Here is a 26064-nt window from a genome sequence, read left to right on the forward strand (position 1 = left end):
GGGTCCACTGTTTCCCAGGAGCCAACGCGAAGTGTCGTGACGGTAAAATCGGCCATGCGCCGAAGCCGTCACGGCATTAACGCGGAACCGTGCCGCAGATCACGTCGGGACTATTCACCCGGCATTTTTGCGGACGCCCCGTAAGAATAATCGTAAAAGACCGGACCGGGCTCGCCACACCCCCGCGAGTCCACTGTGGATTCGCTACACTCCGGGATTCCCCGTGTTCACACGACCCGGAAGAGCCGAGTCCCCGCGCCCGGACACCAGGGTGCACCCGCCCGCGCAGGCGACTGCGGGTATTCGCCCGGACACCATCGGTACCCCCGGATACCGGTCCCCGCGCGGCCGAGATCGAAATCTCCGCCACGCGCGTTACGGATCTTTCCTGAGAAGAAGCTGAAAACATTTCGCGTACTTGTCGGTAACCGTAGACACGACGTCTACCCTTGGACCAACTGTCCAACGTGGAGGTGGTCGTGGAGTACTGGTACGCCGACGAGCGATCCGGGACGCGCTACCCGGGCGACCCGCGGCGCTGGCGGGGTGACGACGGCGCCCCGCTCACCGTCGCACCACGGCCCGGCCTGACGCCCGGCGACGTCGACACCGGCGTCCGGTCGCTCTGGCGCTACCGCGCCGCCCTGCCCGGCGACCTGCGTCCGCTCTCGCTCGGCGAAGGCTGCACTCCCCTGGTCCGGCAGCCGTGGGGCGAGGCCGAGGTCCGGTTCAAGCTCGAGTGGTTCAGCCCGACCGGCAGCTTCAAGGACCGCGGATCCAGCGTGATGGTCGCGGCGCTGGCCGGCGCCGGCGTCACGGAACTGCTGGAGGACAGCTCGGGCAACGGCGGCTCGTCGGTCGCGGCCTACAGCGCCGCCGCCGGGATCGCCGCGACCGTCCTGGCCCCCGAGGGGACGTCCGCCGCGAAGGTCCTGCAGACCCGCGCGTACGGCGCGACCGTCGAGCTCGTGCCCGGCACCCGCGACGACACCGCCGCCGAGGCGGTCCGGCGCTCGGCGTCGACGACCTACGCCAGCCACAACTGGCACCCGTTCTTCCTGCAAGGCACCAAGACCCTCGCCTACGAACTGTGGGAGGACCTGGGGTTCCGCGCGCCGGACGCGGTCGTCACGGTCGCCGGCGCCGGCAGCATCGTGCTGGGCCTCGACCTCGGGTTCGGCGAGCTGCTGGCCGCCGGTTCGATCGCGCGACGGCCGCGTCTGCTCGTCGCGCAGCCCCGCAACTGCTCCCCGATCGACGCCGCGTTCCACGACCGGCAGCCACCGCCGTTCGCCCCGACCGTCGCCGAAGGCACCGCGATCCGGCACCCGATCCGGCTCCCTGAGGTCGTCGCGGCGATCCGGCGCTCGGGCGGCGACACGGCCGCGATCGAGGAGGACGCCATCGCCGCGGCCGCCCGGCGCCTCGCGTCCCTCGGCCTCTACGCCGAGCCGACCAGCGCGAGCGCCGCCGCGGCGATCGACGTGTTCCGCGAGCGCGGCGCGATCCGGCCGGGCGAGACCACCGTCGTCGTGCTCACCGGATCCGGGCTGAAGGCGCCGGACAAGCTGCGGGAGCTGCTCGGATGACCGAGGACGAGCTGCTGCTGCGCGAGGCGGAGAAGATCGCGCACGCCGTCGGCCGGATGTTCCCCGGGCTGTGCGAGGTCGTGCTGCACGACCTGCGCGACCCGGCCCACGCGGTGCGAGCGATCGAAGGCGGCCTGTCCGGGCGCGCCGTCGGCGACCCGGCGACCGAGCTGGGCCTGGCCCGGATCGCCGACCCCGCGTTCCCGGACGTGCTGCAGAACTACCCGAACCGCTTCCCCGACGGCCGCCCGGCCAAGAGCACGTCGATCGGCCTCCGCAACGCGGCCGGCGAGTACGTCGCGGCCCTGTGCCTCAACCTGGACGTCTCCGTGCTCGGCTCGGCCGCCCACGCCCTGACCCGCCTCACCCGCACCGACGACCCGGCACCCTTGACCGAGACCCTGCGGGCCCGCACGGCCGACGAGCTGCGAGCGCTGGTCGAGGACTACGCGGCCGACCGCGGCCACACCCCGCGTACCCTCCCGGCGGCCGGGAAGAAGGACCTCGTTCGGTTGCTGAAGGCGCGCGGGTTCCTGGAGCTGAAGAACGCGGTGCCGGCGTTGACCGAGCTGCTGGGCATCTCGCGGGCGAGCGTCTACAACTACCTGCGCTAGAAGACCGACCAGCCGGTCAGCGTGGTGAAGCGGTCGAGGGCCGCGACGCCCGCCACCGAGTTGCCGCGGGCGTCCAGGCCCGGGCTCCAGACGCAGACCGCGCAGCGGCCCGGGACGATCGCCACGATGCCGCCGCCGACGCCGCTCTTGCCGGGGAGGCCGACGCGGTAGGCGAACTCGCCCGCCGCGTCGTAGGTGCCGCACGTCAGCATCACGGCGTTGATGCGCTTAGCCGAGCTGAGCCCGAGCAGGCGGGTGCCGTCGTTGCGGATCCCGTGGCGGGCGAGGAACAGCGCCGAGCGGGCGACGTCGCGGCAGGACATCGCGATCGAGCACTGGCGGACGTACTGGTCCAAAACGGACGGTACCGGGTTGCGCATGTTGCCGTAGGAGGCCATGAAGTACGCGAGCGCGCGGTTGCGGTCGGCGTGGCCGGCCTCGGACGCGGCCACCTCGGCGTCGACGTCGATGTCCGCGCGGCCGCTTTCCGCGCGCAGGAAACCGAGCAGCGCGCCCACGGCGTCGCCGTGGCAGGTGAGCTCGTCGGTCACCACCAGCGCACCCGCGTTGATGAACGGGTTGCGCGGGATGCCGTCCTCGTGTTCCAGCTGCACCAGGGAGTTGAACGGGTCGCCGGACGGTTCGCGGCCCACGCGCGTCCAGACGTCGTCGCCGCGGGCGAGCACCAGGGCGAGGGTGAAGACCTTCGACATGCTCTGCACGGAGAACGGCCGCAGCCAGTCGCCCGCGCCGTGCACGGCACCGTCCACATCGGCCACCGCGATGCCGAATCCCGGCCGGACCCGAGCCAGGGCGGGGATGTAGTCCGCGACGGCGCCCCGGCCGACCTCGGGTGCGACGTCGTCCGTGATCCGGTCCAGCAGCGCCGCGAGATCCACGGCCGTAGCGTAGAGCCGGGCGGGACGCGCGAGGATTCGGGGTCGAAGGTGATCTTGTCAAATCGAAACGGTAAATACGCGGGAAACCATCGAGGTGATCTCTCGCACACCTTAAGTCTTCCTTAGTGTGCTTGGTCACTTGCGGCTAACGCCTCTAGCGTCTGGCAACCATGGATTCCTCGCTGCTCACCGAAAAAGGTGAAAGCTACTCGAAAGCGCTCGGCAACCGCCAAGTGCAGATGATCGCCATCGGCGGCGCGATCGGTGTCGGGCTCTTCCTCGGCGCCGGCGGCAAGCTCCACCAGGTCGGCCCGTCGCTGGTCCTGTCCTACGCGATCTGCGGGGTGGCCGCCTACTTCGTGATGCGCGCGCTCGGCGAGCTCGTGCTGCACGAGCCGAGCTCCGGCAGTTTCGTCACCTACGCCCGGAAGTTCATCGGGCCGTGGGCCGGCTTCGCCTCCGGCTGGATGTACTGGGTGAACTGGGCGATGACCGGCATCGCGGAGATCACCGCGGTCGCGATCTACGTCCACAAGTGGCTGCCGGACGTGCCCCAGTGGATCACCGCCCTGGTCGCCCTCGGCGTCCTGCTGGCCGTGAACCTGGTCTCGGTGAAGCTGTTCGGTGAGCTGGAGTTCTGGTTCTCGGTGGTCAAGGTGCTGGCCATCGTCGTCTTCCTGATCACCGCGCTCGGGCTGGTGTTCACCAGCGCCGACATCGGCGGTACCCCGGCCGGCGTGCACAACCTGACCGACCACAGTGGATTCTTCCCGGCCGGCATCGGCGTCGCCCTGATGACGCTGCAGGCGGTCATCTTCGCCTATTCGGCCATCGAGGTCGTCGGCATCGCGGCCGGCGAAACGAAGAATCCGCGCCAGGTCCTGCCGAAGGCGATCAACGGCGTGGTCTGGCGGATCGGCGTGTTCTACGTCGGTTCGGTGCTGATGCTGGCGATGCTGCTGCCCTGGCCGTTCTACAACGGCGACGAAAGCCCGTTCGTCACGGTGTTCAGCCGCCTCGGCATCCCGGGCATCGGCGACGTGATGAACGCCGTCGTGCTGACCGCGGCGCTCTCCAGCGTCAACTCCGGGCTCTACTCGACCGGCCGGATCCTGCGCTCGCTGGCCGACAAGGGCGAGGCGCCGGCGTTCGTCGGCCGGATGAACCGCCGGCAGGTCCCCTACGGCGGCATCATGTTCACCTCGATCGCCTACCTGCTCGGCGTGGTGCTGAACTACCTGGTGCCGAAGGAGGCGTTCGACATCGCCATCGCGATCGCGTCACTGGGCGTGATCACGACGTGGGCGACGTTGATCTTCTGCCAGATGCGGCTGCGCCAGGCGGCGCTGCGCGGCGAGCTGGAACGGCCGTCGTACCGGATGCCGTGGGCGCCGTACTCCGGCTGGGCGACGCTGGCGTTCCTCGCCCTGGTGGTGGTGCTGATGGGCTTCTCCGACGGCGCCGAGAAGATCGCGTTCTACTCGATCCCGGTGCTGGCGATCGTGCTCGCGGTCGGCTGGCGGGTCATCTCGAAACGCCGCGAACGCGTCCCGGCCGAATAACGACCGGGCGGCGAAGGCCTCCCCGAGCCGCGAGGAGGCCTTCACGCGTCCGGGCCCCAGGCGGGGCATACTCGGACGTCGGCGGGTGGAGATCCACGACGTCGCCCGCACGGCCGGCGCCATGAAGGGCTGAAAGGACGTCATGTCGTACGTCGAAGACCCGGGCCCCGGCCACGGCTCGGCGCCGCCGCGCGCGGCCTTCACCTCCGACGCGCCGGCGCTGCCGCTGAGCGGCACCTGGCGGTTCCGGCTCTTCTCCGCCGTCGCCGCCGCGCCGGCCGGCGTCGAGCGCGACGACTTCGACGACTCGGCGTGGGACGAGCTGCCCGTGCCGTCGATGTGGCAGCTGCACGGGTACGGCACGCCCGCCTACACGAACGTGCGGTACCCGTTCCCGGTCGACCCGCCGCACGTGCCGTCGGACAACCCGACCGGCGACCACCGGCGGCGGTTCGACCTGCCCGCGTCGTGGCCCGCCGGGCCCGCGGTGCTGCGCTTCGACGGGATCGACTCGTGCGCGCGGATCTGGCTCAACGGCGTCGAGCTCGGCGTCACGAAGGGCAGCCGGCTGCCGGCGGAGTTCGAGGTCGGGCCGCTGCTGCGGCCGCGGGACAACGTCCTGGCCGTGCGCGTGCACCAGTGGTCGGCCGGCAGTTACCTCGAAGACCAGGACATGTGGTGGCTGTCGGGGATCTTCCGCGACGTCACGCTGCTCGCCCGCCCCGCGGGCGGGATCGGCGACTACTGGCTCCGCGCGGACTACGACCACACGACCGGCCTCGGCACGGTCCGCGTCGAGACCGAGGCCGACGCGCTGCTCGCTATCCCCGAGTTGGGGGTGTCGGCTCACCCGGCCGGGTTACCGCTGGAGCTGCCGGTCGAGCCGTGGAGCGCGGAGTCGCCGCGGCTGTACGACGGCTCGCTGTCGACGGCGGCCGAGCGGGTGCCGGTGCGGATCGGGTTCCGGACCGTGGCGATCGACGACGGCCTGCTGAAGGTCAACGGCCGCCGGCTGCTGCTGCGCGGCGTCAACCGGCACGAGCACCACCCGCGCACCGGCCGGGCCGTACCCCGCGACGTCGCCCTGGCCGACGTCCTGCTCATGAAGCGGCACAACGTCAACGCCGTCCGGACCAGCCACTACCCGCCGGATCCGGCGTTCCTCGAGCTGTGCGACGAGTACGGCCTCTGGGTGATCGACGAGTGCGACCTGGAGACGCACGGCTTCGGGCCGCTGGAGTGGGAACGCAACCCGAGCGCCGACCCGGCGTGGGAAGACGCCTACCTCGACCGGATGCGGCGCACGGTCGAGCGGGACAAGAACCGGCCGAGCGTGATCCTCTGGTCGCTCGGCAACGAGAGCCACACCGGGCCGAACCTCGAGCGGATGGCCGAGTGGACGCACCACCGCGACCCGACCCGGCCGGTGCACTACGAAGGCGACCACGACTGCTCCTATGTGGACGTCCACAGCCGGATGTACGCGACCCACGCCGAGGTCGAGTCGATCGGGCTTCGCGAGGACGTCGACCCGCGGCGGCGTGACCTGCCGTTCCTGCTCTGCGAGTACGGGCACGCGATGGGCAACGGACCGGGTGGGCTGCTGGAGTACCGGGAGCTGTTCGAGCGGTACCCGAACTGCCAGGGCGGGTTCGTCTGGGAGTGGCTCGACCACGGACTGCTCGCCGGCGACCACTTCGCCTACGGCGGCGACTTCGGCGAAGCGATCCACGACGGCAACTTCGTCATCGACGGGCTCGTCTTCCCGGACCGGACGCCGTCGCCGGGGCTGGTGGAGTTCGCCAAGGTCATCGAGCCGGTCCGGATCGAGGCCGCTCCCGGCGGGATCCGGGTGTCGAACCACTACGACTTCGTGAGCACCGCGCACCTCACGTTCACCTGGGTCTTGGAGTCCGAGGGAATCCCGGTCGAGGAGGGCATTCTCGACGTTCCGACCGTCCAATCCGGACAAAACGCGCTGGTGCCCCTCCCCCGGTTGCCCGCGACGGGCGGTGAATCGTGGCTGACGGTTTCGGCGTCGCTGACGTCGGCTTCCGCCTGGGCTCCGGCCGGGCACGTCGTCGGCTGGGGGCAGCTGCCGGTGTCGCGCGCGGTCGACGTGGTGTGGCCGGTGGGTCGCGGCCCGGTGTTCCGCACCGGCGGGCGGCTGCGGCTGGGCGTCGGCGAGTTCGACCCGGTGACCGGCCGGCTGATCGCGCTCGGGGGCCATCCGGTGCGGGGGCCGCGGCTGGACGTCTGGCGGGCGACCACGGACAACGACCGCGCCGAGTCGGCTTCGGAGTGGTGGGAGGCGGGACTGCACCGGCTGCAGCACCGGGTGATCGCCGTCGACGCCGACGGCGACGACCTGGTCGTGCGGACCCGGGTGGCGCCGCCGGCGCAGGCGTCCGGGCTGCTCACGGACTACACGTGGACGGCGCTCGGCGATCGGTTGCGGCTGCGCGTCGAGATCACGCCCGACGGTCTGGCGGGCACGCTCCCCCGGCTCGGCCTGACGATGGCCGTCCCGGGCGCGTTCGGCTCGGCCGAGTGGTTCGGCGGCGGCCCCGGCGAGGCGTACCCGGACAGCCGCCAGGCGGCGCGGATCGGGCGCTTCTCCCGCGGTGTCGACGACCTGCAGACGCCGTACGTCTTCCCGCAGGAGAACGGCAACCGCGTCGACGTCCGCTGGCTGCGGCTGACCGACGCCGAGGGCACCGGAATCCGCGTCGACGGTGATCCGGCGTTCGACTTCACGGCCCGCCGCTGGACGTCGGCCGCGCTCGAAGCCGCGCGGCACACCACGGACCTGCACGCGGGCGACTTGGTCCACCTCACGCTGGACGTCGCCCAGCACGGCCTCGGGTCGGCGTCCTGTGGGCCGGGGGTGCTGCCGCGGTACCGGCTCCAGGTGCGGAAGACGGAGTTCACGCTGGGGTTCGGTGTCGCAAATTGAGACCGCCGGGGCGCGCCGGATGCGGTGTGGTGGAAGCTCAGACCGTCAGGAGCGTGCCCGGATGACCCAGCCTACGACCGCCCCTTCAAGCGCCCGGTTGCTGGCGACGCCCGGTGCCCTGGGCCTGGCCGACCTCGTCGGGATCTTCGACGACCTGCAGTTCGCGCTCAAGTGCTGCGAACGTCTCGTCGCCGAGCTGGAACGGCCCCCGGGCCGGCTGGACGCCGTGCTGGTCGAGTCGCTGTGGGTGTCGGCGCTGAACTCGTACGCGCGCTGCTTCCGCACCGGCGACCGCGGCATGGGCCTGACCGTGGAGGACGTCAAGGCCACCGAGGTGCCGGGTGAGGTCGCCGAATGGCACGAGCTGCTCGGCCGGATCCGCGACTTCGCGATCGACGGCGCGACCAACCCGCGTGAGGACTACTCGGTCGGCGTCTCACAATCCGAGTCCGGCCAGGCCGCGGGGATCGTCATCACGTCGGCCGTCCGGCCGCTGGTGGACGACGTCACGGTCCGCCAGACCGGCCGGCTGGCCTTCGAGCTGAGCCGGCTGGTCGACGAGCGGATCAAGGAGCAGCAGCAGAAGGTCTTCACGGCCGCCGAGCGGATGACGCCGGAGCAGCTCACGGCATTGCCGGCCATCGAGGTCGCGGTGGACCCGGCCGCGGCGCCGTCTCAATAAGTCTCACAAGTCGTCTCACTATTCCGCGTCCGGCAGGTGCCGGTAGATCGTCGCGCGGGAGACGCCCAGCGCCGTCGCGATGTCGGCCGCCGGGTGGCCGGCGTCGTAGAGGCGGTGAGCTGCCTCCACCGTCTCGGGGCTCATCACGCTCGGTCGCCCCCGGCGGCCGCGGGCAGCCGCCGGCGTGCCGAACAGCCGGGCGACCCCGTCGAGGATCGCGGCTCGCAGCTCGTCGGTCGGGGCGTCGGCGAACAGGACCACCGGGTCGCTGAGCATCGCGATCGCCTGTGCCGCGCGGACCCGCGCCGCCAGGTCCGCAGCCGGGCCCGCGACCAGCACGTTCGCCTTCAGCATGCCGTCGCGGAAGCGCTCGAACACCGCTTTCGACGCCGTCAGGCCGAGGTCCCGCAGGTTCATCCGCAGCAGGTACCGGTGGCTCAGCCACACGTCGAGGACCCCTTCGATCGCCGCGGCGCGCGGGTCGGCGGCGGCCTCGGCCTTCCCCATCGTCGCCTCGAGGTCGTCGAGCAGCGGCTCGGCCAGCGCCGTCACGATGTCGGCCTTGCCGGGGAAGTGGTAGAGCACCGCGGTCTTGGTCACGCCGACGCGTTCGGCCAGCTCACGCACCGAGGTCGCGTGGTAGCCGCGCTCCGAGAACTCCTCCAGCGCGGCGCGCAGGATCCGGGCGCGGGTGTCGGCCTCCGTCATCCCCCGAGCCTAGCCGCTTGCCTGACCGCCGGACAGTGGCGTACCTTCGAGACTGACCGATGGTCAGGAACATCATTCAGGGGGTACCACCATGAACGAGCAGACGGTATTGATTTCCGGCGCCGGCGTCGCCGGGCCGACGCTGGCCTACTGGCTGGCCCGCGCGGGCTACCGGCCGACCGTCGTCGAACGCGCCAAGAGGCTGCGGTCGAGCGGCAGCCCGGTCGACGTCCGCGGTCCGGCCACCCACGTCGCGGCCGAGATGGGCCTCACCGGGAAGCTGCGCGAAGCGAGCACCGACGTCACGGCGTTGAAGTTCGTCGACGACGCGGGCCGGCGCACCGGCCGGGTGGCCATGAGCGTGCTGGGCAGCGGCGACGACGTCGAGCTGTCGCGCACGGACCTCGCGGCCATCCTTTATGAGACGGCCGCGGACCGCGCCGAGTTCGTCTTCCACGACTCGATCACCGAGCTGCACCAGGACGACGGCGGCGTCGACGTCACCTTCGAGCGGGGTGCCCCACGGCGGTTCGACCTGGTGATCGGCGCCGACGGCCTGCACTCGGGCGTGCGGCGGCTGGCGTTCGGGCCGGAGCACGCGTTCGTCGAGCACATGGGCGTCTACATCGCGACGCTGCCGCTGGCCGAGCCGCCGGCCGACCGCACCGAGCTGGTCATGTACAACTCGCCGGGCCGCGCGGTCGCCGTCCACCCGTCACGCGGTCACGCGATCGCGGCGTTCATGTTCCGCGGCGCCGAGGTGCCGGGGTTCGACTACCGGAACACCGCACTGCACAAGGAAATGCTCGCCGAGGCGTACGCCGGCGCGGGCTGGCGGGTCCCCGAGCTGCTGGCGCAGGTGCGCGACGCGGACGACCTGTACTTCGACTCGGTGAGCCGCGTCCGGATGGACAGCTGGGCGGCGGGCCGGATCGTCCTGGCGGGCGACGCGGCCTCGTGCGTGTCCCTCTTCGGCGACGGCTCGACGCTGGCGATGGCGGGCGCGTACACGCTGGCTCAGGAGCTGGGCCGGACGCCCGAGGACCCGGCGGCGGCGTTCCGGCGGTACGAAGCCGAACACCGCAAGCTGGTGGAACCCAAGCAGCGCAACGTCTCCGCGGCCGCGGCCATGCTGATCCCGGCTACGCGCCGGGGTCTGGTGGCCCGCAACCTCGGGACTCGCCTGATGCCGCTGGTGTCCGCGGCCCGCCGGCTCGTGCCGGCGCGGGCGGCGTAGCCGGACCAAGAGGCTGAGCGTCAGCCGCGCAGCATCGGCGGGTACAGCAGCTCCGCCTTGCCCCGCCGGTACAGCTGGGCCGGGCGGCCGCCGTCGCGGGTGGTCGTCCGGCCCGTCGGCTCCAGGAGGCCGTCCGCGCCCGTCACCTTGCGGTGGAAGTTGCGGGGGTCGAGGCGGGTGTCCCAGACCAGCTCGTACACCCGGCGCAGCTCCGCGACCGTGAACTCCGGCGGGCAGAACGCCGTCGCCAGCGGTGAGTACTCCAGCTTCGCGCGGGCGCGCTCCAGGCCGTCGGCGAGGATCCGGTCGTGGTCGAACGCCAGGCTTTCGCCCGCCAGGGAGCGGACCGGGGCCCAGCGCGCGTCCGCCGCGTCGGTGCCCGCGCGCGGGGTCGGGAGGTCCGGGGCCAGCGCCAGGTAGGCCACCGTGACGACGCGCATCCGCGGGTCGCGGTCCGGGGCGCCGTAGCCGGCGAGCTGTTCGATGTGGACGGTGCCCGGCGCCAGGCCCGTCTCCTCCGCCAGTTCGCGGCGGGCCGCCTCCTCGAGGTCCTCGTCCGCGCGGACGAAGCCGCCGGGCAGCGCCCAGCCGCCGAGGAACGGCGCCACTCCCCTGCGGACCAGGAGGGCGCACAGCTCGTCCCCGGTGAGGGTGAGCACGACGAGGTCGGCGGTGACGGCGAACGGTGGGTGACCCATGCCACCACCCTAGCCGGTAATCGTCAGCTTGACGATTAGGCCGTCCACCCCATATCGTCAGGCCGACGATAAGAGGAGGCACCAGATGGCCGACATCAACCGCCGGTTCGGGTTCCGGCACCTGCGCGGCGCCCCGACCGTGCACATCCGCCACTACCGCCGCGGCAAGCTCGCGCACGACGGGCTCGGGCTGTCGTTCTGGTACCGGCCGCTCACGGCGGTCGTCTCGGAGGTCCCGGTCGACGACCGCGAGCTGCCGCTGCTGTTCCACGCCCGCACGGCGGACTTCCAGGACGTCACCGTGCAGCTCGCGCTGACCTTCCGGATCGTGGACCCGGCGCTGGCCGCGCAGCGGATCGACTTCTCGATCGACCCCGACACCGGGCGCTGGAGAAGCGACCCGCTGGCCCAGATCAGCGGGCTGCTCACCGAGAACGTCCAGCAGTACGCGGTCGAGGTGCTCACCCGCACTCCCCTGGCCACCGCGCTCGTCGACGGCGTCGGCGCGGTCCGCGACCGGATCCGCGCCGCGCTCGCCGACGAGGACACACGCCTCTCGCAGACCGGCTCGGCGGTCCTCGACGTCCGCGTCGTCTCCATCCGCGCCGAGCCGGAGGTCGAGAAGGCCCTGCAGACGACCGCCCGGGAGAAGGTGCAGCAGGAGGCCGACCGGGCGACGTTCGAGCGGCGCGCGCTGGCCGTCGAACGCGAGCGGGCCATCAGCGAGAACGAGCTGCAGAGCCAGATCGAGCTGGCCCGCCGCGAGGAGCAGCTGCTCGCCCAGCGCGGCGCGAACGCCCGGCGCCAGGCCGAAGAGGCCGCGCAGGCGAACCGGATCGACACCGAGGCGCAGGCGTCACGGGAAGAGCGGCTGACGCAGGTGAAGGCCGACGGCCAGCGCGCGCTCGGCGAGGCCGCGGCGGCCGGCGAGGCGGCCCGGCTGGCGGCGTACCGCGACCTGCCCGAAGGCGTGCTCACCGGGCTGGCGCTCAAGGAACTCGCCGGGAACCTGCCGAAGATCGACAGCCTGGTGCTCACGCCGGACCTGCTCACACCGCTGCTGACCAAGCTCGGCGTGCGGTCGTGAGCCTCGCCCCGCGCGTGGTGCTGGTGCACCGGCGCACCGAGCTCGACGAGCTGCTCGCCCGGCACGGCACCCGCGGCCAGGCCGAGTTCTTCCTGCGCACGCGCGGGCGTGACCTGGCCGAGGTGACGGAGGCGGACGCGGCAGTACGCACGGCTCTGTCCACGGCGTCGGCGGCGATCCCGCTCGACTGGCGCCGCGGCGAGGTCGAACGCGGCGACCTCTCGCGGTTCCTGTTCACCCCCGAGGACGTCGTCGTCGTGGTCGGCCAGGACGGGCTGGTCGCCAACGTCGCCAAGTACCTCGACGGCCAGCCGGTCGTCGGGATCGCGCCGGGCGCGCCCGGGGTGCTGGTGCGGCACCCGGCCGCGGCGGTCGCGGACCTGGTGCGCGCCACCGGGAACGTCGAGCACCGGACGATGGCCGAGTTCACCGCGGACGACGGCCAGCGGCTGCTGGCGCTCAACGAGATCTACCTCGGCCACGCCGGGCACCAGACGGCCCGCTACCGGCTGGGGGTCGGTGGCGGGCCGGCGGAACGCCAGGCGTCGTCGGGGATCCTGGTCGGGACGGGCACCGGCGCGACGGGCTGGTGCGGCTCGGTGTGGCAGGAACGCCGCAGCCCGCTGCGCCTGCCCGCGCCCGGCGAGGCGCGGCTGGTCTGGTTCGTGCGCGAGGCGTGGCCGTCGCCGACGACCGGGACGTCGCACACCGAAGGCGAGCTGACGTCGGCGCCGCTGACGATCGAGGTCGAGTCGGACCGCCTGGTCGCGTTCGGCGACGGCCTCGAGACGGACAGCGTCACCCTCACTCGCGGCCAGAGCGCGAGGTTCGTCCCGGCCGCGAAGACCGTCCACTTGGTCCGGTGATCTTCTGGGACACGATGCGGCAACGTTGTCACATTCCCCAGCCACGCCAGCCAGAATGATCTCCTCCCCGACTAGCGGAGGTGGACCGGGATGACGTGGGTGGTGTGGGTGGTCGCCGCGGTGGTGGTCGTCGTCGCCGGGGCCGGGGTGGTCGCCGTGCCGCGGCTGCGGGACCGGGACCTGCGCCGGCGGACCGCCTGGTCGGCCGCGCGGGCCGCGATCGACAGCGCCGCCGTGAGCCGCGACGCCGCGACGACGTCCCAGCCGGAAGCCGAGCAGCTCCTCGCCCGCGCCGAGACCCTCGCCGCCGCGCACGGCGGGCCGCGGGCGGCCGAGTCGGCCCACGACCACGCCGTCCGGGCCGACGAACTCTGGCGGGCCGCCCGTGACTGAGCCGACTGTGACGAAGCAGCCCGTGACTAGGCACTGGCCGGACCGGGTCCGGTGGATCCTGCTCGCCGTGGCCGTCGTCGTGCTGGTGGCGTTCCTCCTGGTCCAGAAGCAGAGCACCCAGGTCAGCTACGGCCAGGCCCCCGCCGGCGCCGACCCGATCCCGGAGGGCTCCGCCGGCGAGCTGAGCGGCGCGACCATCCCGTCCACCGAGCAGCTGACGGCGATGGTGAAGGCCGCCCCCGTCGTGCGGCTGCCCGGCTCGATCGCGACCTGGGACGACCAGGCCGTGAAGGCCGCGGCCGGCAGCGCCGGGGCCCGGATCCTCGTCGCGCCGCCCGGGCTCAAGAAGGACGACAGCGCCCGGCTGCGGGACGTCGACGACGCGACCGTCCGCGTCATCGGCACCGAGGTCAGCGGCGGCGTCCTCCAGGCCTCGGCCGACCGCGCGGGCGAATGGATCCGGCAGTTCGCCACCGGCGACGTCACCGAGTCGCTGACCACCCTGGTCGCCCACCTCAACCACCAGCCGGACGCGCCCGACCAGCCCGCCCTCGCCCGGCGCGACCCGACCGCCGGCGAACTGACTACCGCCACCGCGGCGCTCCAGAGCACCGGCCGGTTCATCGCGCCGGGAGCGACCATGAAGGACGTCCCGGCGTCGACGGCGGCGTTCCCCGGCGCCCAGCCGCTGTACGTCGCGCTGCCGCAGCAGCCGGCCGGTCAGCCGCTGATCCACTACGGCCCGGCGCTGGCCAAGGAGTTCCCCGGCCGCCCGATCGTGGCGGTTTACGGCTCGTGGGTGGAGTACGACGGGCCGTCGGCCGCCGCGTTCGCCGACGTCGCGACCGCCAGCTTCTACGGCCAGTTCGGCGACCGGCTCAGCGAGTACGCCTACCCCCAGCGCAACGTCCTGGGCGCCTGGCTCGACCGGGTCACGGCCATCCGCTACGCCGGGCTGTTCGACCGCCCGCTGCCCTACGTGCCGTTCGACCCCGTCCGCGTCGCGCTGCCCGCGCTGCCGTGGCTCTTCGCCGCCTGCGCGGTCGGGTTCCTCGCCCTGTCGGCGCGCAAGGTGCTGCGGCCCGGCCGGCCCGGCACCGGGGTCGGCGTACCCGCCCGGCTCGCCGGTCTGACCGCACTGGCCGTGGAGATCTCGGGCCTCACCGGCGGCGCGTCGGACGCGTCGCTCACCCGCGGGATCACCCAGCTGACGGCGGCCCGCGAAGCGTTCGACCAGAAGCTGCCGGACAAGCACGTGCACGGCCTGCTCGACGCGGCCGAGTCCGATTTGGACACCACCGCCGAGTTACTGGGCCGCGCGGACTACCGGCCGGCCGCGTTCCTGCAGGGGAGGCTCGCGTGAAACGGTTCTTCCGCAGCGCGTTCGGCGTCGCGGTGCTCGGCTGCCTGGTGCTGGCGGGCTGGGCGGTGTGGTCCGCTGGCGTGTTCGATGGTCCGATCGCCCGGCAGCTGCGGACGTCGTCGGTGTACGCCGCGCCCGGCGTCGCGATCGACCAGGCCGCCGCGGAACGCGTGATCGGCAACCGGCGGCTGACCGTCGCGTTCCTCGAACCGGGCACCGACCTGAGCGACGCGTGCGACAGCGTGTCCGGCGCGGCCGACGGCACCCTCGCCCTGATGCTCAGCCGCGACGGCGACGACTTCGAGAAGTACGGCTGCTCCCAGCTGCCGGACAAGGACGACGAGAACTTCGGCAAGGCGTTCGTGGCGGAGTCGATGATCGGCAACGGCATCGACGCCTTCACGAACAACCCCGTCGACGCGCTGAAGGTGGCGGTCGTCAACTACGACCTGCTGGTCCGCTCCGGCGCGATCCCCGACGGCGGCCGCACGGTCAGCCCGTCCCTGCCGCGCTACCTCGTCGCGGTGGCCGCGATCGCGGCCGTGCTCCTGGGCGCGGCCGCGCTGTACCTGGCCGCCCGCCGGACCGCCCGCACGGCGCTGGCCCGCCAGGAACGCCGTGACGCCGAAGCGGACGCGCGAACCGAACTGTCGGCGGCCGCCGCCGTCCTGGCCCAGGAGATCATCGACCTCGACAAGCGGTACGCGCGGGAGAAGGCCAAGAGCAAGTTCGTCCGCGGCTACCGGAGTCTCGTGTCGGACTACACGAACCTGCTGCCGGACCTCGGTCGAGAGACGCCCGAGCTGCGGGCCCGGGTCGAGAAGCTGCTGACCCGGGCCCGGAAGCTGGCCGCTCAGGTGCCGTAACGGGCCTTGACGATCGACGGCGTGTCGAGGTTGTGGCCCGCGTCCATGTTCTGCGCGAGCCGGAGGTACTGGCCCTCGGCCCACATCAGCGGGCCCGCGCTGCCGGTCGGGCGGCCGAGGCCGAAGCAGCCGACGTCGGCGCGGTCCCAGACCTGCTCGGGCACGAAGTAGCCGTCGTTGGCCGAGTCCGCCATCGACTTGAGGTACACCGCCGCCGAGCGGCCGTTGGCCAGCTCGTACTGGCCGCGCTCCCCCGACAGCACCGGCCACAGCCGCCCGAACCGCTGCGCGCCGCCCGCGGGCCAGCCACTGCAGTTCGACGTGCTCTCGCCGTAGTTGTCGTGGGCGTACCGGTGGAAGTAGATGTCACCGTTGGGCAGCGTCACCTGCACCGTCGAGTTGCCGTCGGACGCCGCGGCGGTCGGGGCGACCGAGTTCGCGATCGTGGTGTCGTTCGCCGAGCGGATGCCGAGGCGCACCAGGTCGAGGAACCCGAAGTCCGTGACGTCGTGTTCGTAGAAGCAGCCTTCGTCGAAGCAGATCGTGCCCGTGTCGTTCGGGTTGCCGCTGCGGTCGAGGCGTTCGTAGTAGGTGTGGCCGCCCCAGTAACCGGACGTCGTGACCGTCCAGCCCGCCAGGGAGTTGCGCCAGGAGTCCGCGGTGGACTCCCACGACGTCGCGCTCGCGGTGTCGCCGTTGGCCCGGGCGATCGCGCCGGCCGCGACGAGCCCGGCGATCTCGGCGGCGATCGACGACGGCGACTTGCCGTACTGCTCCTCCCACCGCTCGGTGGTGTCCGGGCCGGTCGCGACGATGTGATTGGCCGTCGTCTTGACCTTGGCGTAGGTCGCGGCGTCGGTGACGCCGGTCAGCCAGGCCAGCAGGATCGCGTCGGCGTCCTGGTCGAGCTGCTCGCAGCAGCCGAGCTGCTGCGCACTGGCGCCGGCGACGCCGGAAACCGGGCTGTAGCGCGGGAACGAACCGGCCGGGTACGTCACGCCGTCACCCGCGGTCGGGCTGCCGATCCACTGGGAGTTCCAGAGGAACTGGGCCATCCGCTTGGCCTGCGCGGCGTCGCCGGCGGCCAGCAGGCCGGTCGCCTGCTGGTAGAGGTCACGGCCCCAGACGCGGTGGTAGCCGTCGTTGAGCTGGTCGCCGTTGGTGTAGTCGCCCCACGGCGTCGCCAGGCCCGCGACGCTCGCGCCCGGGTGCTGCTTGTCCTCGGCGGTCTTGAGCGCCATCGCCGCGACGTAGTAGGCGCGACGGCGTTGGGTGTCCCCGGAAACGCTGGCGGGGGCGGGTTTCAGGCTGCCGACGTAGGTGTTCCACCCGGAGCGGTAGCTCGCTGCGGTGGTGCTGAACCCGCTGCTCAGCGACCCGCTCGCGGCCGACGTCGCGGCGGCCGCAGTGCCACCGTAGCCGAGCGCGACGGTGAACGTGGTGTCCGCGCCGACCGGGATCTGTCCACATTGGACGACGTTGCCGGTGCCGGAGATGGTGTCGAACTGGTTGTTCAAGGTCTTGTCGGCGCGCAGGTCGGTCAGGCAGTCGCTGCCGGCGCCGGTGTAGCCGTTGTCGTGCGCGGTGAAGCCGGTCGAGACGCGCAGTGCGGAGACGACGGTGGTGGCCGCGCCGCCGAAGAGCGTCTCGGTGCCACTGGCCAGGAGGCCGCTGCCGTCCCACCAGGCGTTGTCGTGGGCGCCGCCGCCGGCCATCGACGGGTTGGCCAGGAGGTAGAGCCGGTAGCTGCCGCCGTCGAGGGACTGGAACCGCGTGTTGGTGACGAGCGTGGCGCGGGCCGGGTCGGTGACGTAGTCGGTGGTGATCCGGTACTTCCCGCTCTTGGCGGTGTTGGTGACGGTGTACTGCAGCGCCTTCTCGTCCGGCATGGTGACGACGTGGTTGGTGTTGTCGCGTTCCAGGTCGACGAAGCTCGACCCGTCGGTGACGACGTACTGCATGTCCTGCATGTTGGGGACGTCGGCGCGCGGGTAGAACACCTCCGACGTGACGCCGTTGGCGACGGTGAACCACACCGGGCTCGCGCTGGTCGTCGACGTGCCGAGGGCGGATTTGTTGCCCGTGGCCCAGGACGCACCACCGCCGCAGCAGTCCGTCGCCGTGCCGCTCGCCAGCGCTGTGCCGGGCAGTGCGCCGGCGAGCAGAACGCTCACTCCGGCGCAGGCCAGGACCGCTTTCCAGCTGATCATCGGGACCCTCCGACGTCGTTGTCGCAATATGTTGCGGGCCGCAACATATTGGGCCACGGAGCGATGACAGGCAATGTCCGATAGTTCTGAACCGATCCAGTCCTGACGGCCGACTCGGCAACCACGCCGACACCCGAACGCCGTGTCGTCCCTCCGATCACGCGTGTCGGCTTCCTGATCACGCGTGCCGGCTTCCTGATCACGCGTGCCGGCTTCCTGATCACGCGTGCCGGCGTTCCCGTCACAAGGTCCACCGGGCCAGCCGTGATCAGAACGCCGGCATGCGTGTCTGGAGGGTCGACACGCGTGATCAGCGAGACGACACGGTGATTCGGTTGCCGCCTCAGGCGTCGGCGATGCGGTCCAGCCACTCGGACAGCAGGACCCGCTCGGCGTCGGTCAACGCCGTCGTCCCGGTCAGCCCCGCCCGCAGGGCGATCGCCCGGCCCGGGAGGTCGTCCGCGCCCGACGGCGTCGACGCCTCCGTCAGGATCCGGGCCAGTACCGTCTCGCGGGCCGTCACCGACAGCTCGGGGTCGCGTTCTTCGAGCGGCGTCGCGATCTGGTTCAGCACCACGCCCATGCCGGTCGCGTGGACCAGCCGCGCCGCGCGCTCGACGCTCATCCGCAGCCGGCCCGCTTCGGCGACTCGCGTGACGATGGCGTGCAGCATCGCTTCGGCCTCGCGCGCCGCCGGGGAGGTGCGGCCCGGGCGGGCGTCGCCGTACATCAGGACGTAGAACTCCGGGCGGGACAAGCCGAACTCGATGTGGAGGTCCCAGCCGCGCCGGAGGTCCTCGACCGCGTCGCCGGTCGAGCCCAGCTCGCGCTTGCTCGTCAGGTACTCGTCGAAGCCGTACGCCGCGACCGCGTCGAGCAAGCCGTCCTTGTCGCCGAACAGCCGGTACAGCGCCGGCGGCTGGACGCCCGCGGCCGCGCTCACCGCTCGGGTCGACAAACCGTCGCGGCCCTCGGCGACCAGCAGGGCCGCCGCGGCCTCGAGGATCCGCTCGCGGGTGTCCGCCGCTGTCTTCGTCACCATGGTTCCGATGATAACAAAACCGGCGTAACGGCTGTTCAGAGCCGATCGACCGCGACCCGGTGGGCTAACCGCCGCAGCAGCGTGGAAGCGTCGGCCATGCAGCGGGCCGGGTCGGGTTCGAGGTCCGTCAGCGCGTAAGCGGCCGAAATGCCCGCGCCCGAAAGCTCCTCAGTGGACAGTTGACAGCGTCCGGCGACCGCGACGCACGGGATGCCCTTGTCCGCCGCCGCCCGGGCGACGCCGGCCGGGGCCTTGCCGGACAGCGTCTGCCGGTCCAGTGATCCCTCGCCGGTGACGACCAGCGACGCACCGGCCAGGGCATCGTCGAAGCCCAGCAGCTCCAGCAGCAATCCGATGCCCGGACGCATCCGGGCACCGAGCACCGCCATCGCGGCGAACCCCACTCCCCCGGCCGCGCCCGCGCCCGGCCGCTCGGCGAACTCCGGGCCGACGTGGGACGCCCAGTGCCGCAGCGCCTCGTCCAGCACCTCGACGTCGTCGGGCGACGCACCCTTCTGAGGCCCGTAGACCACAGCGGCACCGTTGAGACCGAACAGCGGGTTGTCGACGTCGCTCGCCAGCTCGATGTCCACTTCGGACAACCGCGGGTCCAGACCGGACAGGTCGAGCGCGGCGAGCCGGCTCAGGGCCGCCCCGCCGGGCGGCAGCTCGCGACCCGCGCCGTCGAGGAGCCGGGCGCCCAGGACGGCCAGCATCCCGGCACCGCCGTCGGTGCAGACGCTGCCGCCGACGCCGAGGACGATCCGGCGGCACCCCGCGCGCAGGGCGGCCGCGATGACGTCGCCGGTGCCCGCGCTGGTGGCCTCGAGCGGCGCGGGCGCGCCGGGCAGGCGGTGCAGCCCGGACGCTTCGGCCAGCTCGACGACGGCGGTGTCGCCGCGCACCGCGTAACAGGCGGTCAACGGCCACCCGGTCGGCCCGCGCGCCGGCACCCGCACCCGGCGGAAGCCGGCGGCGACGGCCGCGTCGACCGTGCCGTCACCGCCGTCCGCCACCGGGAGGCACTGCACCTGGAGGGCCGGGTGGACGTCGGCGAGGCCCTGGGCCACCGCCGCCGCCACCTCGGCCGCGGTCAGCGACCCCTTGAACTTGTCGGGTGCGACCAGGACCCTCACGCGCTGGCCTTGTACGCCCGCCAGTCGCCGACCTCGGTGATGTCCCGCAGGGCGACGTGCGAGGTGTAGGGCCGCCGCAGCAGCATCGCGAACGCCGAGCTGCCGTCGGCCAGCTCCACCACGCCCAGTTCCAGCTCGTGCGGTTCGGACGGGAGTACCTTGTCCCGCAACGCGTCCAGCGAGACGTCGTACACCTCGCCGGTCACCGCCGCGCCGCCGTGCGACACCGGGTACAGCGCCGGGCACTGCTCGCCGACGGCGTAGAACCGGTACTTCGGCGCGGTCTTGGCGCTCGTCACGAACGGCGAGCCGTCGAGCAGGTGGTGCAGCGGCTCGCCACGCATGGCGCCGCCGTTGAAGAACATCAAGGCCACCGGGAACTCCTAACGGAAGAGGGCTTCGACGCCGTCGACGGCGAAGTACACCGCGAACACCAAGGCCAGCAGCGAAAGCAGCCAGCCGGCCTCACGCCACTTGCCGCGGCCGATCTTGATCAGCACGAACGCGATCAGGCCCGCGCCGACGCCGTTGGTGATCGAGTAGGTGAACGGGATCAGCGCCGCGGTCAGGAACACCGGGATGGTGTAGTCCGGGTCGTGCCACGGGATGTTGCGGCATTGCGCGACCATCATGCCGCCGATGACGACCAGCGCGGGTGCCGCGGCCTGGGCCGGGACGACCCCGGCGAGGGGCGTGAACAGCAGCGTCCCGGCGAACAGCAGCCCGGTGACGACGCTGGCGAGGCCCGTCCGGGCGCCCTCCCCGACGCCGGCCGCGGACTCCAGGAACACCGTGTTCGGTGACGAGCCGGTGACGCCGCCGGCGATCGCGCCCGCGCCGTCGACCAGCAGGATCCGGCCCATCCGCGGGACCTTGCCGTTCTTCGACAGGCCGGCCTCGTCGGAGACGCTGGTGATCGTGCCCATCGCGTCGAAGAACCCGGACAGCACCAGCGTGAACAGGAAGACCGTGGCCGCGAGCGCGCCCGCCGAGGCGAACCCGCCGAAGAGGTCGATGTGGCCGAACAAGCCGAAGTCCGGCGCCGCGACGACGTGGTCGGGCAAGGCCGGGGAGGTGAGGCCCCAGCCGCCGACGCCGAACCCCTCGTGCAGCACGACGGCGAACACCGTCGCCACGCCGATGCTGATCAGCACCGCGCCCGGCACCTTGCGGGCCATCAGCACGATCATCAGCAGCAGGCCGAAGCAGAACACCACGATCGGCCAGCCGTGCAGGTGCCCGCTCGCCCCGAGGCGCACCGGGACGGTGGTCTCCGCCGCGTCCGGCACCCGGGTCACGAACCCGGCGCTGACCAGGCCGACCAGCGCGATGTAGAGCCCGATGCCGACGGTGATCGCGGTCTTGAGCGGCCGCGGGATGGCGTTCATGATCCGCTCGCGGACGCCGCTGACGGCCATCAGCACGATGCAGACGCCTTCGAGCACGACGAGCCCGAACGCCTGGGGCCAGGTCATCGTCGGCGCCATCTGGAACGCGACGATGCCGTTGATGCCGAGGCCGGCGGCCAGCGCGAGGGGCGCGTTGCCGACGACTCCCATGAGGATGGTCATCACGGCGGCGGCCAGCGCGGTCGCCGTCGTGACCTGCGCGGCGGACAGCCGGGCGCCGGTGATGTCGGTGGCGGCGCCGAGGATGAGCGGGTTGAGCAGCACGATGTACGCCATCGCGACGAACGTCGTGAGGCCGCCGCGGACTTCGCGGCCGATCGTCGTCTGCCGGGCGCGGATCTCGAAGAGCCGGTCCAGCAGCGTCCTGCGGCCGGGCGGCGGTTCGGGTACTTCGTCGCGTACGGGGTCCTTGATTTCTGCCTGGGTCATGCGTCCTGCCCTTGCCGGTGGGTGTGCTCGGCCAGGCCAAGGCACAACACCGTGCCTGGGCGAGCGGGACGTTCTCTTCGGGAATGCTCCGGTCAGCTGGCCTTGTGGGTCAGTAAGCGGCGGGTCAGTAGTCGGTGCGGTCGCTCTTGTCGAGCCAGGCCGCGAAGGGCGCGAAACCGTCCGTTGCGGACAGTCGCGTGACGGGGACGGTCCACGTGTCGCGGGGACGGTCGAAGAGTTCGTAGAAGGCACGGTCGTCGAAGCCGGCCTTGGCCGCGTCGTCGCGGTCGGCGGCGTAGACGACCTTGTCGACGCGCGCCCACAGCGCCGAGGACAGGCACATCGGGCACGGCTCGCAGCTGGAGACGAGCACGCAGCCGTCCAGCGTGAAGGTGCCCAGCGCCTGGCAGGCCGCGCGGATGGCGACGACCTCGGCGTGCGCGGTCGGGTCGAGGTTCGCGGTGACGCGGTTGACGCCGGTGGAGACGATCTCGCCGTCCCGCACGATCAGCGCGCCGAACGGGCCGCCGCCGTTCGCGACGTTCGTCTCCGCGATGCGGATGGCTTCCGCCAGCCACTCCTGCTCGGCGGAAATCGACGTGGTCATCTCAAACTCCAGTGATGTGTTCGGGGCGGATGGGGACGCGCGGCAGCTCGAGGCCGGTGGCCGCGCGGATGGCGTTGGCGATCGCCGGCGTGGCGGAGATCGTGGGTGGTTCGCCGACGCCGCGGACGCCGTAGGGCGCGTGCGGGTCAGGGCGCTCCAGGACGTCGACGCGCATCGGCGGCATGTCGAGGATGGTCGGGATCAGGTAGTCGGTGAACGACGGGTTCCGCACCTTCCCGTCCTTGACCAGGATCTCCTCCATCACCGCGAGCCCGAGGCCCTGGGCCGAGCCGCCCTGGATCTGGGCGACGACGGCGTCCGGGTTCATCGCCTTGCCGACGTCCTGGGCGCAGTCCAGCTGCACCACCTTGACCAGGCCGAGGTCCAGGTCGACGTCGACGATCGCGCGGTGGGCGGAGAAGCCGTACTGCACGTGGGCGTCGCCCTGGCCGGTCTCCGGGTCGAGCGGGTAGGTCTTGCGGTGGTGGAACTCGCGGGTCTCCTCGATGGCGGTCCCGCCGAGCAGGTCGGCGAGGTCGGCGACGACTTCGCCGTCGGCCGCGACGATCTTGCCGCCGGCCAGGGTCGCGCCGTCGACGGCGCGGCCGAGCCGGAGCGCGGCGAGCGCGTACACCGCGTCGGCGACCGCGCGGCAGGCGTTGCGGACCGCGCCGCCGGTGACGTACGTCTGCCGTGACGCCGAGCTGGAGCCCGCGTCGCCGACGCTCGTGTCGGCCGGGTGCACGCTCACCCGCGTCAGGCCCAGCTCGGTGCGGGCGATCTGCTGCTGCAGCGTCACCAGGCCCTGGCCGACCTCGGCGGCCGCGGTGTGCACCAGCGCGACCGGCTCGCCGCCGATCACCTCCAGCCGCACGCGGGCGGTCGAGTAGTCGTCGAGGCCTTCGGCGTACGAGATGTTCTTGATCGTGACGCCGTAGCCGATACCGCGGACGACGCCTTCGCCGTGGGTGGTGTTGGACGCGCCGCCGGGCAGGTCCCGGATGTCGCGCTCGCCCGTGGGCTCCGGCGGCAGCGGCAGGTCGCGAACGCGCTGGACCAGCTCGGCCACCGGCGCCGGGAAGTCGACCACCTGGCCGGTGACCACAGTGGACCCTTCGCTCATCGCGTTGCGGATCCGCAGTTCGGCCGGGTCCAGGCCCAGTGCGGCGGCCAGTTTGTCCATCTGGGACTCGTAGGCGTACGTCGGCTGCACCGCGCCGAGCCCGCGCATCGCGCCGCAGGTCGGGTTGTTGGTGTAGACGCCCCAGCCCTCGATGTGCGCGTTCGGCACGTCGTACGGGCCGACGCTCAGCGTGGTGCCGTTGCCGACCACCACCGGGGTCTTGGACGCGTACGCGCCGCCGTCGAAGTACATCTTCGCCTTGACGTAGACGAGCTTCCCTTCGCGAGTGGCGCCGTGCTCGTAGTACATCTTGGCCGGGTGGCGGTGGACGTGCCCGAAGAACGACTCCAGGCGGTTGTAGCTCATCTTCACCGGGCGCCCGGTGCGCAGCGCGAGCATGCACGAGTGGATCTGCATCGACAGGTCCTCGCGGCCGCCGAACGCGCCGCCGACACCGGACAGCGTCAGCCGGACCTTCTCCAGCGGCAAGCCGAGGGCTTTCGCCGTCTGGCGCTGGTCGACGTGCAGCCACTGGGTGGCGAGGTAGAGGTCGACACCGCCGTCCTCGGCCGGGACCGCGAGGCCCGATTCCGGGCCGAGGAACGCCTGGTCCTGCATGCCGATCTCGTAGACGCCGGAGACCACGACGTCGGCCGTCGCGGCCGGGTCGCCCTTGACGATCCGCTGGTGGCGGACCAGGTTCCCACCTGGGTGCAGCTTCGGCAGGGTGTCGTCGTGCGCGGCCCGCTCGGGGTCGGTGATGGGCTCGAGGACGTCGTACTCGACGACGATCTCCTTGAGCGCCTGCCGCGCGATCTCCGGGTGGTCCGCGGCGAGGATCGCGACCGGCTCGCCCTGGAACCGGACCAGGTCGCCGGCCAGGGCCGGGGTGTCCTGGTACTTGAGGCCGTAGACGTTCTCGCCGGGCACGTCCTCGTGGGTGAGCACCGCGTGCACACCCGGCTGGGCCAGCGCGCGGGAGACGTCGAGGCGGACGATCCGGGCGTGCGGGTGCGGGCTGCGCAGGGTGGCGCCCCACAGCATGTCCTCGTGCCACAGGTCGGAGGAGTAGGCGAACTCGCCGCGCACCTTGAGCGTGCCGTCCGGGCGCAGCGGGCTCTCGCCGATGCCGCCGGCGATCGTGTCGTGCAGCTCCTGCGGGGAGCGGGCCGGGGCGCTCATCGGACCGCCTTCTTCGCGGCGGCGTCGCGGACGGCGTCCAGGATCTTCTCGTAGCCGGTGCAGCGGCAGAGGTTCCCGGCCAGCGCCTCGCGGATCTCGACGTCGCTGGGGTCAGGGACGCGCTCGATCAGGTCGTGCGCGGCGACCAGCAGGCCCGGGGTGCAGAAGCCGCACTGGACGGCGCCCTGTTCCACAAAGGACTCCTGGACCGGGTCGAGCGCGTCGCCCTCGGCGAGACCTTCGACCGTGACGACGTCGCGGCCCTCGGCCTGCCCGGCCGCGACCAGGCAGGCGCAGGCCGGCACGCCGTCGACGTAGACCGTGCACGAGCCGCATTCGCCCTGCTCGCAGGCGTTCTTCGAGCCCGGCAGGCCGAGCCGCTCACGCAGCACGTAGAGCAGGCTTTCGCCTTCCCAGACGTTGTCCGCCCGGCGGGGTTCGCCGTTGACGGTGACGTTCACGCGCACTTCGCGCTCCCTTCGCAGTATTCGCCCCAGGCCCAGGTCAGGGTGCGCCGCGCCATCACGCTCAGGGCGTGACGGCGGTAGGCGGCGCTCCCCCGGACGTCGTCGATCGGCGTGGCGGCTGCCGCGACCAGGTCGCCGAAGCGGCGTTTCACGGAGTCTGTCAGCGCTCGGGGTGAGTCCCAGTCCAGCTCGCCGGCCAGGAACTCCTCGGCGTCGAACGCCCGGCGCGGGGTCGGTGCGGCCGAGCCGACGCCGGTGCCGACCCGCTTTTCGGCGGGGTGCAGCGCCAGCCCGAAGGCGGCGACGGCGATGACCATCGCGTTGCGGGTGCCGATCTTGCTGAACTGCTGGGGCCCGGTGGCCGGTTCCAGCAGCACGCCCGTGATGAGTTCGTCCGGCTCCAGGACGTTCTTCTTGACCCCTACGTAGAAGTCCTTCGCCGCGACGATCCGGGTGCCGCGCACCGAGGCGATCTCGACCTCCGCGTCGGCCGCGAGCAACGCCGGGTGTGAGTCGCCCGCGGGCGAAGCCGCGCCGAGATTGCCGCCCACGGAACCGCGGTTGCGGATCTGCGGGGAGCCGACGGTCCGCGACGCCATCGCGAGGCCGGGCAGCTGTGCGCCCAGTTCGGTGATGATCCGGGTGTAGGGCACGGCGGCCCCGATCCGGATCCGGCCGCCGTCGGTGCCGTGCTCGTGCAGCTCGGCCACGCGGCCGAGGTCGAGCAGCGCTTCGGGCCTGCGGTGGTCGAAGTTGATCTCGACCATCACGTCCGTGCCGCCGGCGAGGGGGACCGCGCCGGGGTTCGCGGCCTTCGCGGCGAGCGCGTCGGCCAGCGAGGCGGGTCGGAGGAATTCCACTGTGGACGTCCTTTCGGGGGTGCTTCGTGAAGAAGTACACACGCTCGGCTGTGGCCGGGACCACGGCAAAACCCCTGAA

General features: G+C 72.2%; 23 protein-coding genes. 11 read left to right on the top strand and 12 right to left on the bottom strand.

The annotated features are described in order from the left end of the window. Positions 1 to 467 precede the first annotated feature (467 nt). Positions 468 to 1589 (top strand): threonine synthase, encoded by a 1122-nt coding sequence (locus OHS58_RS13770; protein WP_328648469.1) that lies wholly within the window; start codon positions 468 to 470, stop codon positions 1587 to 1589. Further along, positions 1586 to 2203: a helix-turn-helix transcriptional regulator gene (locus OHS58_RS13775; RefSeq protein ID WP_326953392.1), complete on the top strand. Its 618-nt coding sequence runs from the start codon at positions 1586 to 1588 to the stop codon at positions 2201 to 2203. Before OHS58_RS13770 ends, OHS58_RS13775 begins: the two co-directional genes overlap by 4 nt. Here the strand turns inward: OHS58_RS13775 and OHS58_RS13780 are convergent. Continuing rightward, positions 2200 to 3102 (bottom strand): glutaminase, encoded by a 903-nt coding sequence (locus OHS58_RS13780; RefSeq protein ID WP_328648470.1) that lies wholly within the window; start codon positions 3100 to 3102, stop codon positions 2200 to 2202. The genes OHS58_RS13775 and OHS58_RS13780 overlap by 4 nt on opposite strands. A gap of 170 nt (positions 3103 to 3272) precedes the next feature. Between OHS58_RS13780 and OHS58_RS13785 the strand changes: the two genes are divergently transcribed. The 3 genes from OHS58_RS13785 to OHS58_RS13795 all read left to right on the top strand — a co-directional run bounded on the left by OHS58_RS13785 (position 3273) and on the right by OHS58_RS13795 (position 8302). Beyond that, the gene (locus tag OHS58_RS13785) at positions 3273 to 4664 is read left to right on the top strand and encodes an amino acid permease (protein ID WP_326949484.1); all 1392 of its coding nucleotides are present in this window, start codon (positions 3273 to 3275) and stop codon (positions 4662 to 4664) included. A 142-nt stretch (positions 4665 to 4806) separates the two neighbouring features. Continuing rightward, positions 4807 to 7620, top strand: a complete 2814-nt coding sequence (locus OHS58_RS13790) for a glycoside hydrolase family 2 TIM barrel-domain containing protein (RefSeq protein WP_328648471.1) — start codon at positions 4807 to 4809, stop codon at positions 7618 to 7620. Between the two features lie 61 nt (positions 7621 to 7681). Next, a complete protein-coding gene (locus OHS58_RS13795) occupies positions 7682 to 8302 on the top strand; it encodes a hypothetical protein (protein ID WP_328648472.1) in 621 nt (206 codons plus the stop codon). Between the two features lie 18 nt (positions 8303 to 8320). On the opposite strand, the gene OHS58_RS13800 is transcribed toward OHS58_RS13795, so the two are convergent. Continuing rightward, on the bottom strand, positions 8321 to 9010 hold the full coding sequence (locus OHS58_RS13800) for a TetR family transcriptional regulator (RefSeq protein ID WP_328648473.1): 690 nt from the start codon (positions 9008 to 9010) through the stop codon (positions 8321 to 8323). A gap of 91 nt (positions 9011 to 9101) precedes the next feature. Here OHS58_RS13800 and OHS58_RS13805 point away from each other — a divergent pair, with 91 nt between their 5' ends. Next, positions 9102 to 10247 (top strand): FAD-dependent monooxygenase, encoded by a 1146-nt coding sequence (locus OHS58_RS13805; protein ID WP_328648474.1) that lies wholly within the window; start codon positions 9102 to 9104, stop codon positions 10245 to 10247. Positions 10248 to 10267: 20 nt separating this feature from the next. On the opposite strand, the gene OHS58_RS13810 is transcribed toward OHS58_RS13805, so the two are convergent. Next, a complete protein-coding gene (locus OHS58_RS13810) occupies positions 10268 to 10945 on the bottom strand; it encodes an NUDIX hydrolase (protein ID WP_247051633.1) in 678 nt (225 codons plus the stop codon). A gap of 85 nt (positions 10946 to 11030) precedes the next feature. On the opposite strand from OHS58_RS13810, the gene OHS58_RS13815 reads away from it, so the two are divergent. From OHS58_RS13815 to OHS58_RS13835, 5 genes are all read left to right on the top strand, one after another. Further along, the gene (locus tag OHS58_RS13815) at positions 11031 to 12032 is read left to right on the top strand and encodes an SPFH domain-containing protein (RefSeq protein WP_326949479.1); all 1002 of its coding nucleotides are present in this window, start codon (positions 11031 to 11033) and stop codon (positions 12030 to 12032) included. Next, entirely contained in the window at positions 12029 to 12898 is an 870-nt protein-coding gene (locus tag OHS58_RS13820) for a hypothetical protein (RefSeq protein WP_328648475.1), read from the top strand. The genes OHS58_RS13815 and OHS58_RS13820 overlap by 4 nt, the downstream gene beginning before the upstream one ends. A gap of 90 nt (positions 12899 to 12988) precedes the next feature. Then, positions 12989 to 13291, top strand: coding sequence for a DUF6403 family protein (locus tag OHS58_RS13825; RefSeq protein ID WP_328648476.1), 303 nt, complete (start codon positions 12989 to 12991; stop codon positions 13289 to 13291). A 22-nt stretch (positions 13292 to 13313) separates the two neighbouring features. After that, the gene (locus OHS58_RS13830) at positions 13314 to 14654 is read left to right on the top strand and encodes a hypothetical protein (protein ID WP_328648477.1); all 1341 of its coding nucleotides are present in this window, start codon (positions 13314 to 13316) and stop codon (positions 14652 to 14654) included. Next, positions 14651 to 15520 carry a hypothetical protein gene (locus tag OHS58_RS13835; protein ID WP_328648478.1) on the top strand — a complete coding sequence of 290 codons (870 nt, stop codon included), beginning with the start codon at positions 14651 to 14653 and terminating at the stop codon, positions 15518 to 15520. The genes OHS58_RS13830 and OHS58_RS13835 overlap by 4 nt, the downstream gene beginning before the upstream one ends. Here OHS58_RS13835 and OHS58_RS13840 read toward each other — a convergent pair. From OHS58_RS13840 to OHS58_RS13880, 9 genes are all read right to left on the bottom strand, one after another. Next, positions 15508 to 17730 carry a glycoside hydrolase family 15 protein gene (locus OHS58_RS13840; protein ID WP_328648479.1) on the bottom strand — a complete coding sequence of 741 codons (2223 nt, stop codon included), beginning with the start codon at positions 17728 to 17730 and terminating at the stop codon, positions 15508 to 15510. The two genes, OHS58_RS13835 and OHS58_RS13840, sit on opposite strands and share 13 nt — an antisense overlap. 343 nt (positions 17731 to 18073) lie before the next feature. Then, positions 18074 to 18772: a TetR/AcrR family transcriptional regulator gene (locus OHS58_RS13845; RefSeq protein WP_328648480.1), complete on the bottom strand. Its 699-nt coding sequence runs from the start codon at positions 18770 to 18772 to the stop codon at positions 18074 to 18076. A 35-nt stretch (positions 18773 to 18807) separates the two neighbouring features. After that, positions 18808 to 19908, bottom strand: coding sequence for a glycerate kinase (locus tag OHS58_RS13850; protein WP_328648481.1), 1101 nt, complete (start codon positions 19906 to 19908; stop codon positions 18808 to 18810). After that, positions 19905 to 20282 carry an allophanate hydrolase-related protein gene (locus tag OHS58_RS13855; RefSeq protein ID WP_326949471.1) on the bottom strand — a complete coding sequence of 126 codons (378 nt, stop codon included), beginning with the start codon at positions 20280 to 20282 and terminating at the stop codon, positions 19905 to 19907. The genes OHS58_RS13850 and OHS58_RS13855 overlap by 4 nt, the downstream gene beginning before the upstream one ends. Before the next feature lie 9 nt (positions 20283 to 20291). Continuing rightward, the gene (locus tag OHS58_RS13860; RefSeq protein ID WP_328648482.1) at positions 20292 to 21746 is read right to left on the bottom strand and encodes an NCS2 family permease; all 1455 of its coding nucleotides are present in this window, start codon (positions 21744 to 21746) and stop codon (positions 20292 to 20294) included. A gap of 124 nt (positions 21747 to 21870) precedes the next feature. Further along, the gene (locus OHS58_RS13865) at positions 21871 to 22353 is read right to left on the bottom strand and encodes a nucleoside deaminase (protein ID WP_328648483.1); all 483 of its coding nucleotides are present in this window, start codon (positions 22351 to 22353) and stop codon (positions 21871 to 21873) included. Between the two features lies 1 nt (position 22354). Beyond that, the gene (gene pucD, locus OHS58_RS13870) at positions 22355 to 24658 is read right to left on the bottom strand and encodes a xanthine dehydrogenase subunit D (protein WP_328648484.1); all 2304 of its coding nucleotides are present in this window, start codon (positions 24656 to 24658) and stop codon (positions 22355 to 22357) included. Further along, positions 24655 to 25125 (bottom strand): (2Fe-2S)-binding protein, encoded by a 471-nt coding sequence (locus OHS58_RS13875; RefSeq protein ID WP_326953408.1) that lies wholly within the window; start codon positions 25123 to 25125, stop codon positions 24655 to 24657. The genes pucD and OHS58_RS13875 overlap by 4 nt, the downstream gene beginning before the upstream one ends. Then, complete coding sequence (locus tag OHS58_RS13880) at positions 25116 to 25985, bottom strand: FAD binding domain-containing protein (protein ID WP_328648485.1); 870 nt, start codon at positions 25983 to 25985, stop codon at positions 25116 to 25118. Before OHS58_RS13880 ends, OHS58_RS13875 begins: the two co-directional genes overlap by 10 nt. Positions 25986 to 26064: the final 79 nt, after the last annotated feature.

The sequence above is a fragment of the Amycolatopsis sp. NBC_00348 genome, from assembly GCF_036114655.1.
Classification (GTDB): Bacteria; Actinomycetota; Actinomycetes; order Mycobacteriales; family Pseudonocardiaceae; genus Amycolatopsis.

Bases quoted from the DNA above. Each gene is read 5' to 3' on its own strand.
- OHS58_RS13775 (WP_326953392.1), top strand. From the start codon at position 1,586: ATGACCGAGGACGAGCTGCTGCTGCGCGAGGCGGAGAAGATCGCGCAC.
- OHS58_RS13785 (WP_326949484.1), top strand. From the start codon at position 3,273: ATGGATTCCTCGCTGCTCACCGAAAAAGGTGAAAGCTACTCGAAAGCG.
- OHS58_RS13790 (WP_328648471.1), top strand. From the start codon at position 4,807: ATGTCGTACGTCGAAGACCCGGGCCCCGGCCACGGCTCGGCGCCGCCG.
- OHS58_RS13795 (WP_328648472.1), top strand. From the start codon at position 7,682: ATGACCCAGCCTACGACCGCCCCTTCAAGCGCCCGGTTGCTGGCGACG.
- OHS58_RS13800 (WP_328648473.1), bottom strand. From the start codon at position 9,010: ATGACGGAGGCCGACACCCGCGCCCGGATCCTGCGCGCCGCGCTGGAG.
- OHS58_RS13805 (WP_328648474.1), top strand. From the start codon at position 9,102: ATGAACGAGCAGACGGTATTGATTTCCGGCGCCGGCGTCGCCGGGCCG.
- OHS58_RS13810 (WP_247051633.1), bottom strand. From the start codon at position 10,945: ATGGGTCACCCACCGTTCGCCGTCACCGCCGACCTCGTCGTGCTCACC.
- OHS58_RS13815 (WP_326949479.1), top strand. From the start codon at position 11,031: ATGGCCGACATCAACCGCCGGTTCGGGTTCCGGCACCTGCGCGGCGCC.
- OHS58_RS13825 (WP_328648476.1), top strand. From the start codon at position 12,989: ATGACGTGGGTGGTGTGGGTGGTCGCCGCGGTGGTGGTCGTCGTCGCC.
- OHS58_RS13840 (WP_328648479.1), bottom strand. From the start codon at position 17,730: ATGATCAGCTGGAAAGCGGTCCTGGCCTGCGCCGGAGTGAGCGTTCTG.
- OHS58_RS13845 (WP_328648480.1), bottom strand. From the start codon at position 18,772: ATGGTGACGAAGACAGCGGCGGACACCCGCGAGCGGATCCTCGAGGCC.
- OHS58_RS13860 (WP_328648482.1), bottom strand. From the start codon at position 21,746: ATGACCCAGGCAGAAATCAAGGACCCCGTACGCGACGAAGTACCCGAA.
- OHS58_RS13865 (WP_328648483.1), bottom strand. From the start codon at position 22,353: ATGACCACGTCGATTTCCGCCGAGCAGGAGTGGCTGGCGGAAGCCATC.
- pucD (WP_328648484.1), bottom strand. From the start codon at position 24,658: ATGAGCGCCCCGGCCCGCTCCCCGCAGGAGCTGCACGACACGATCGCC.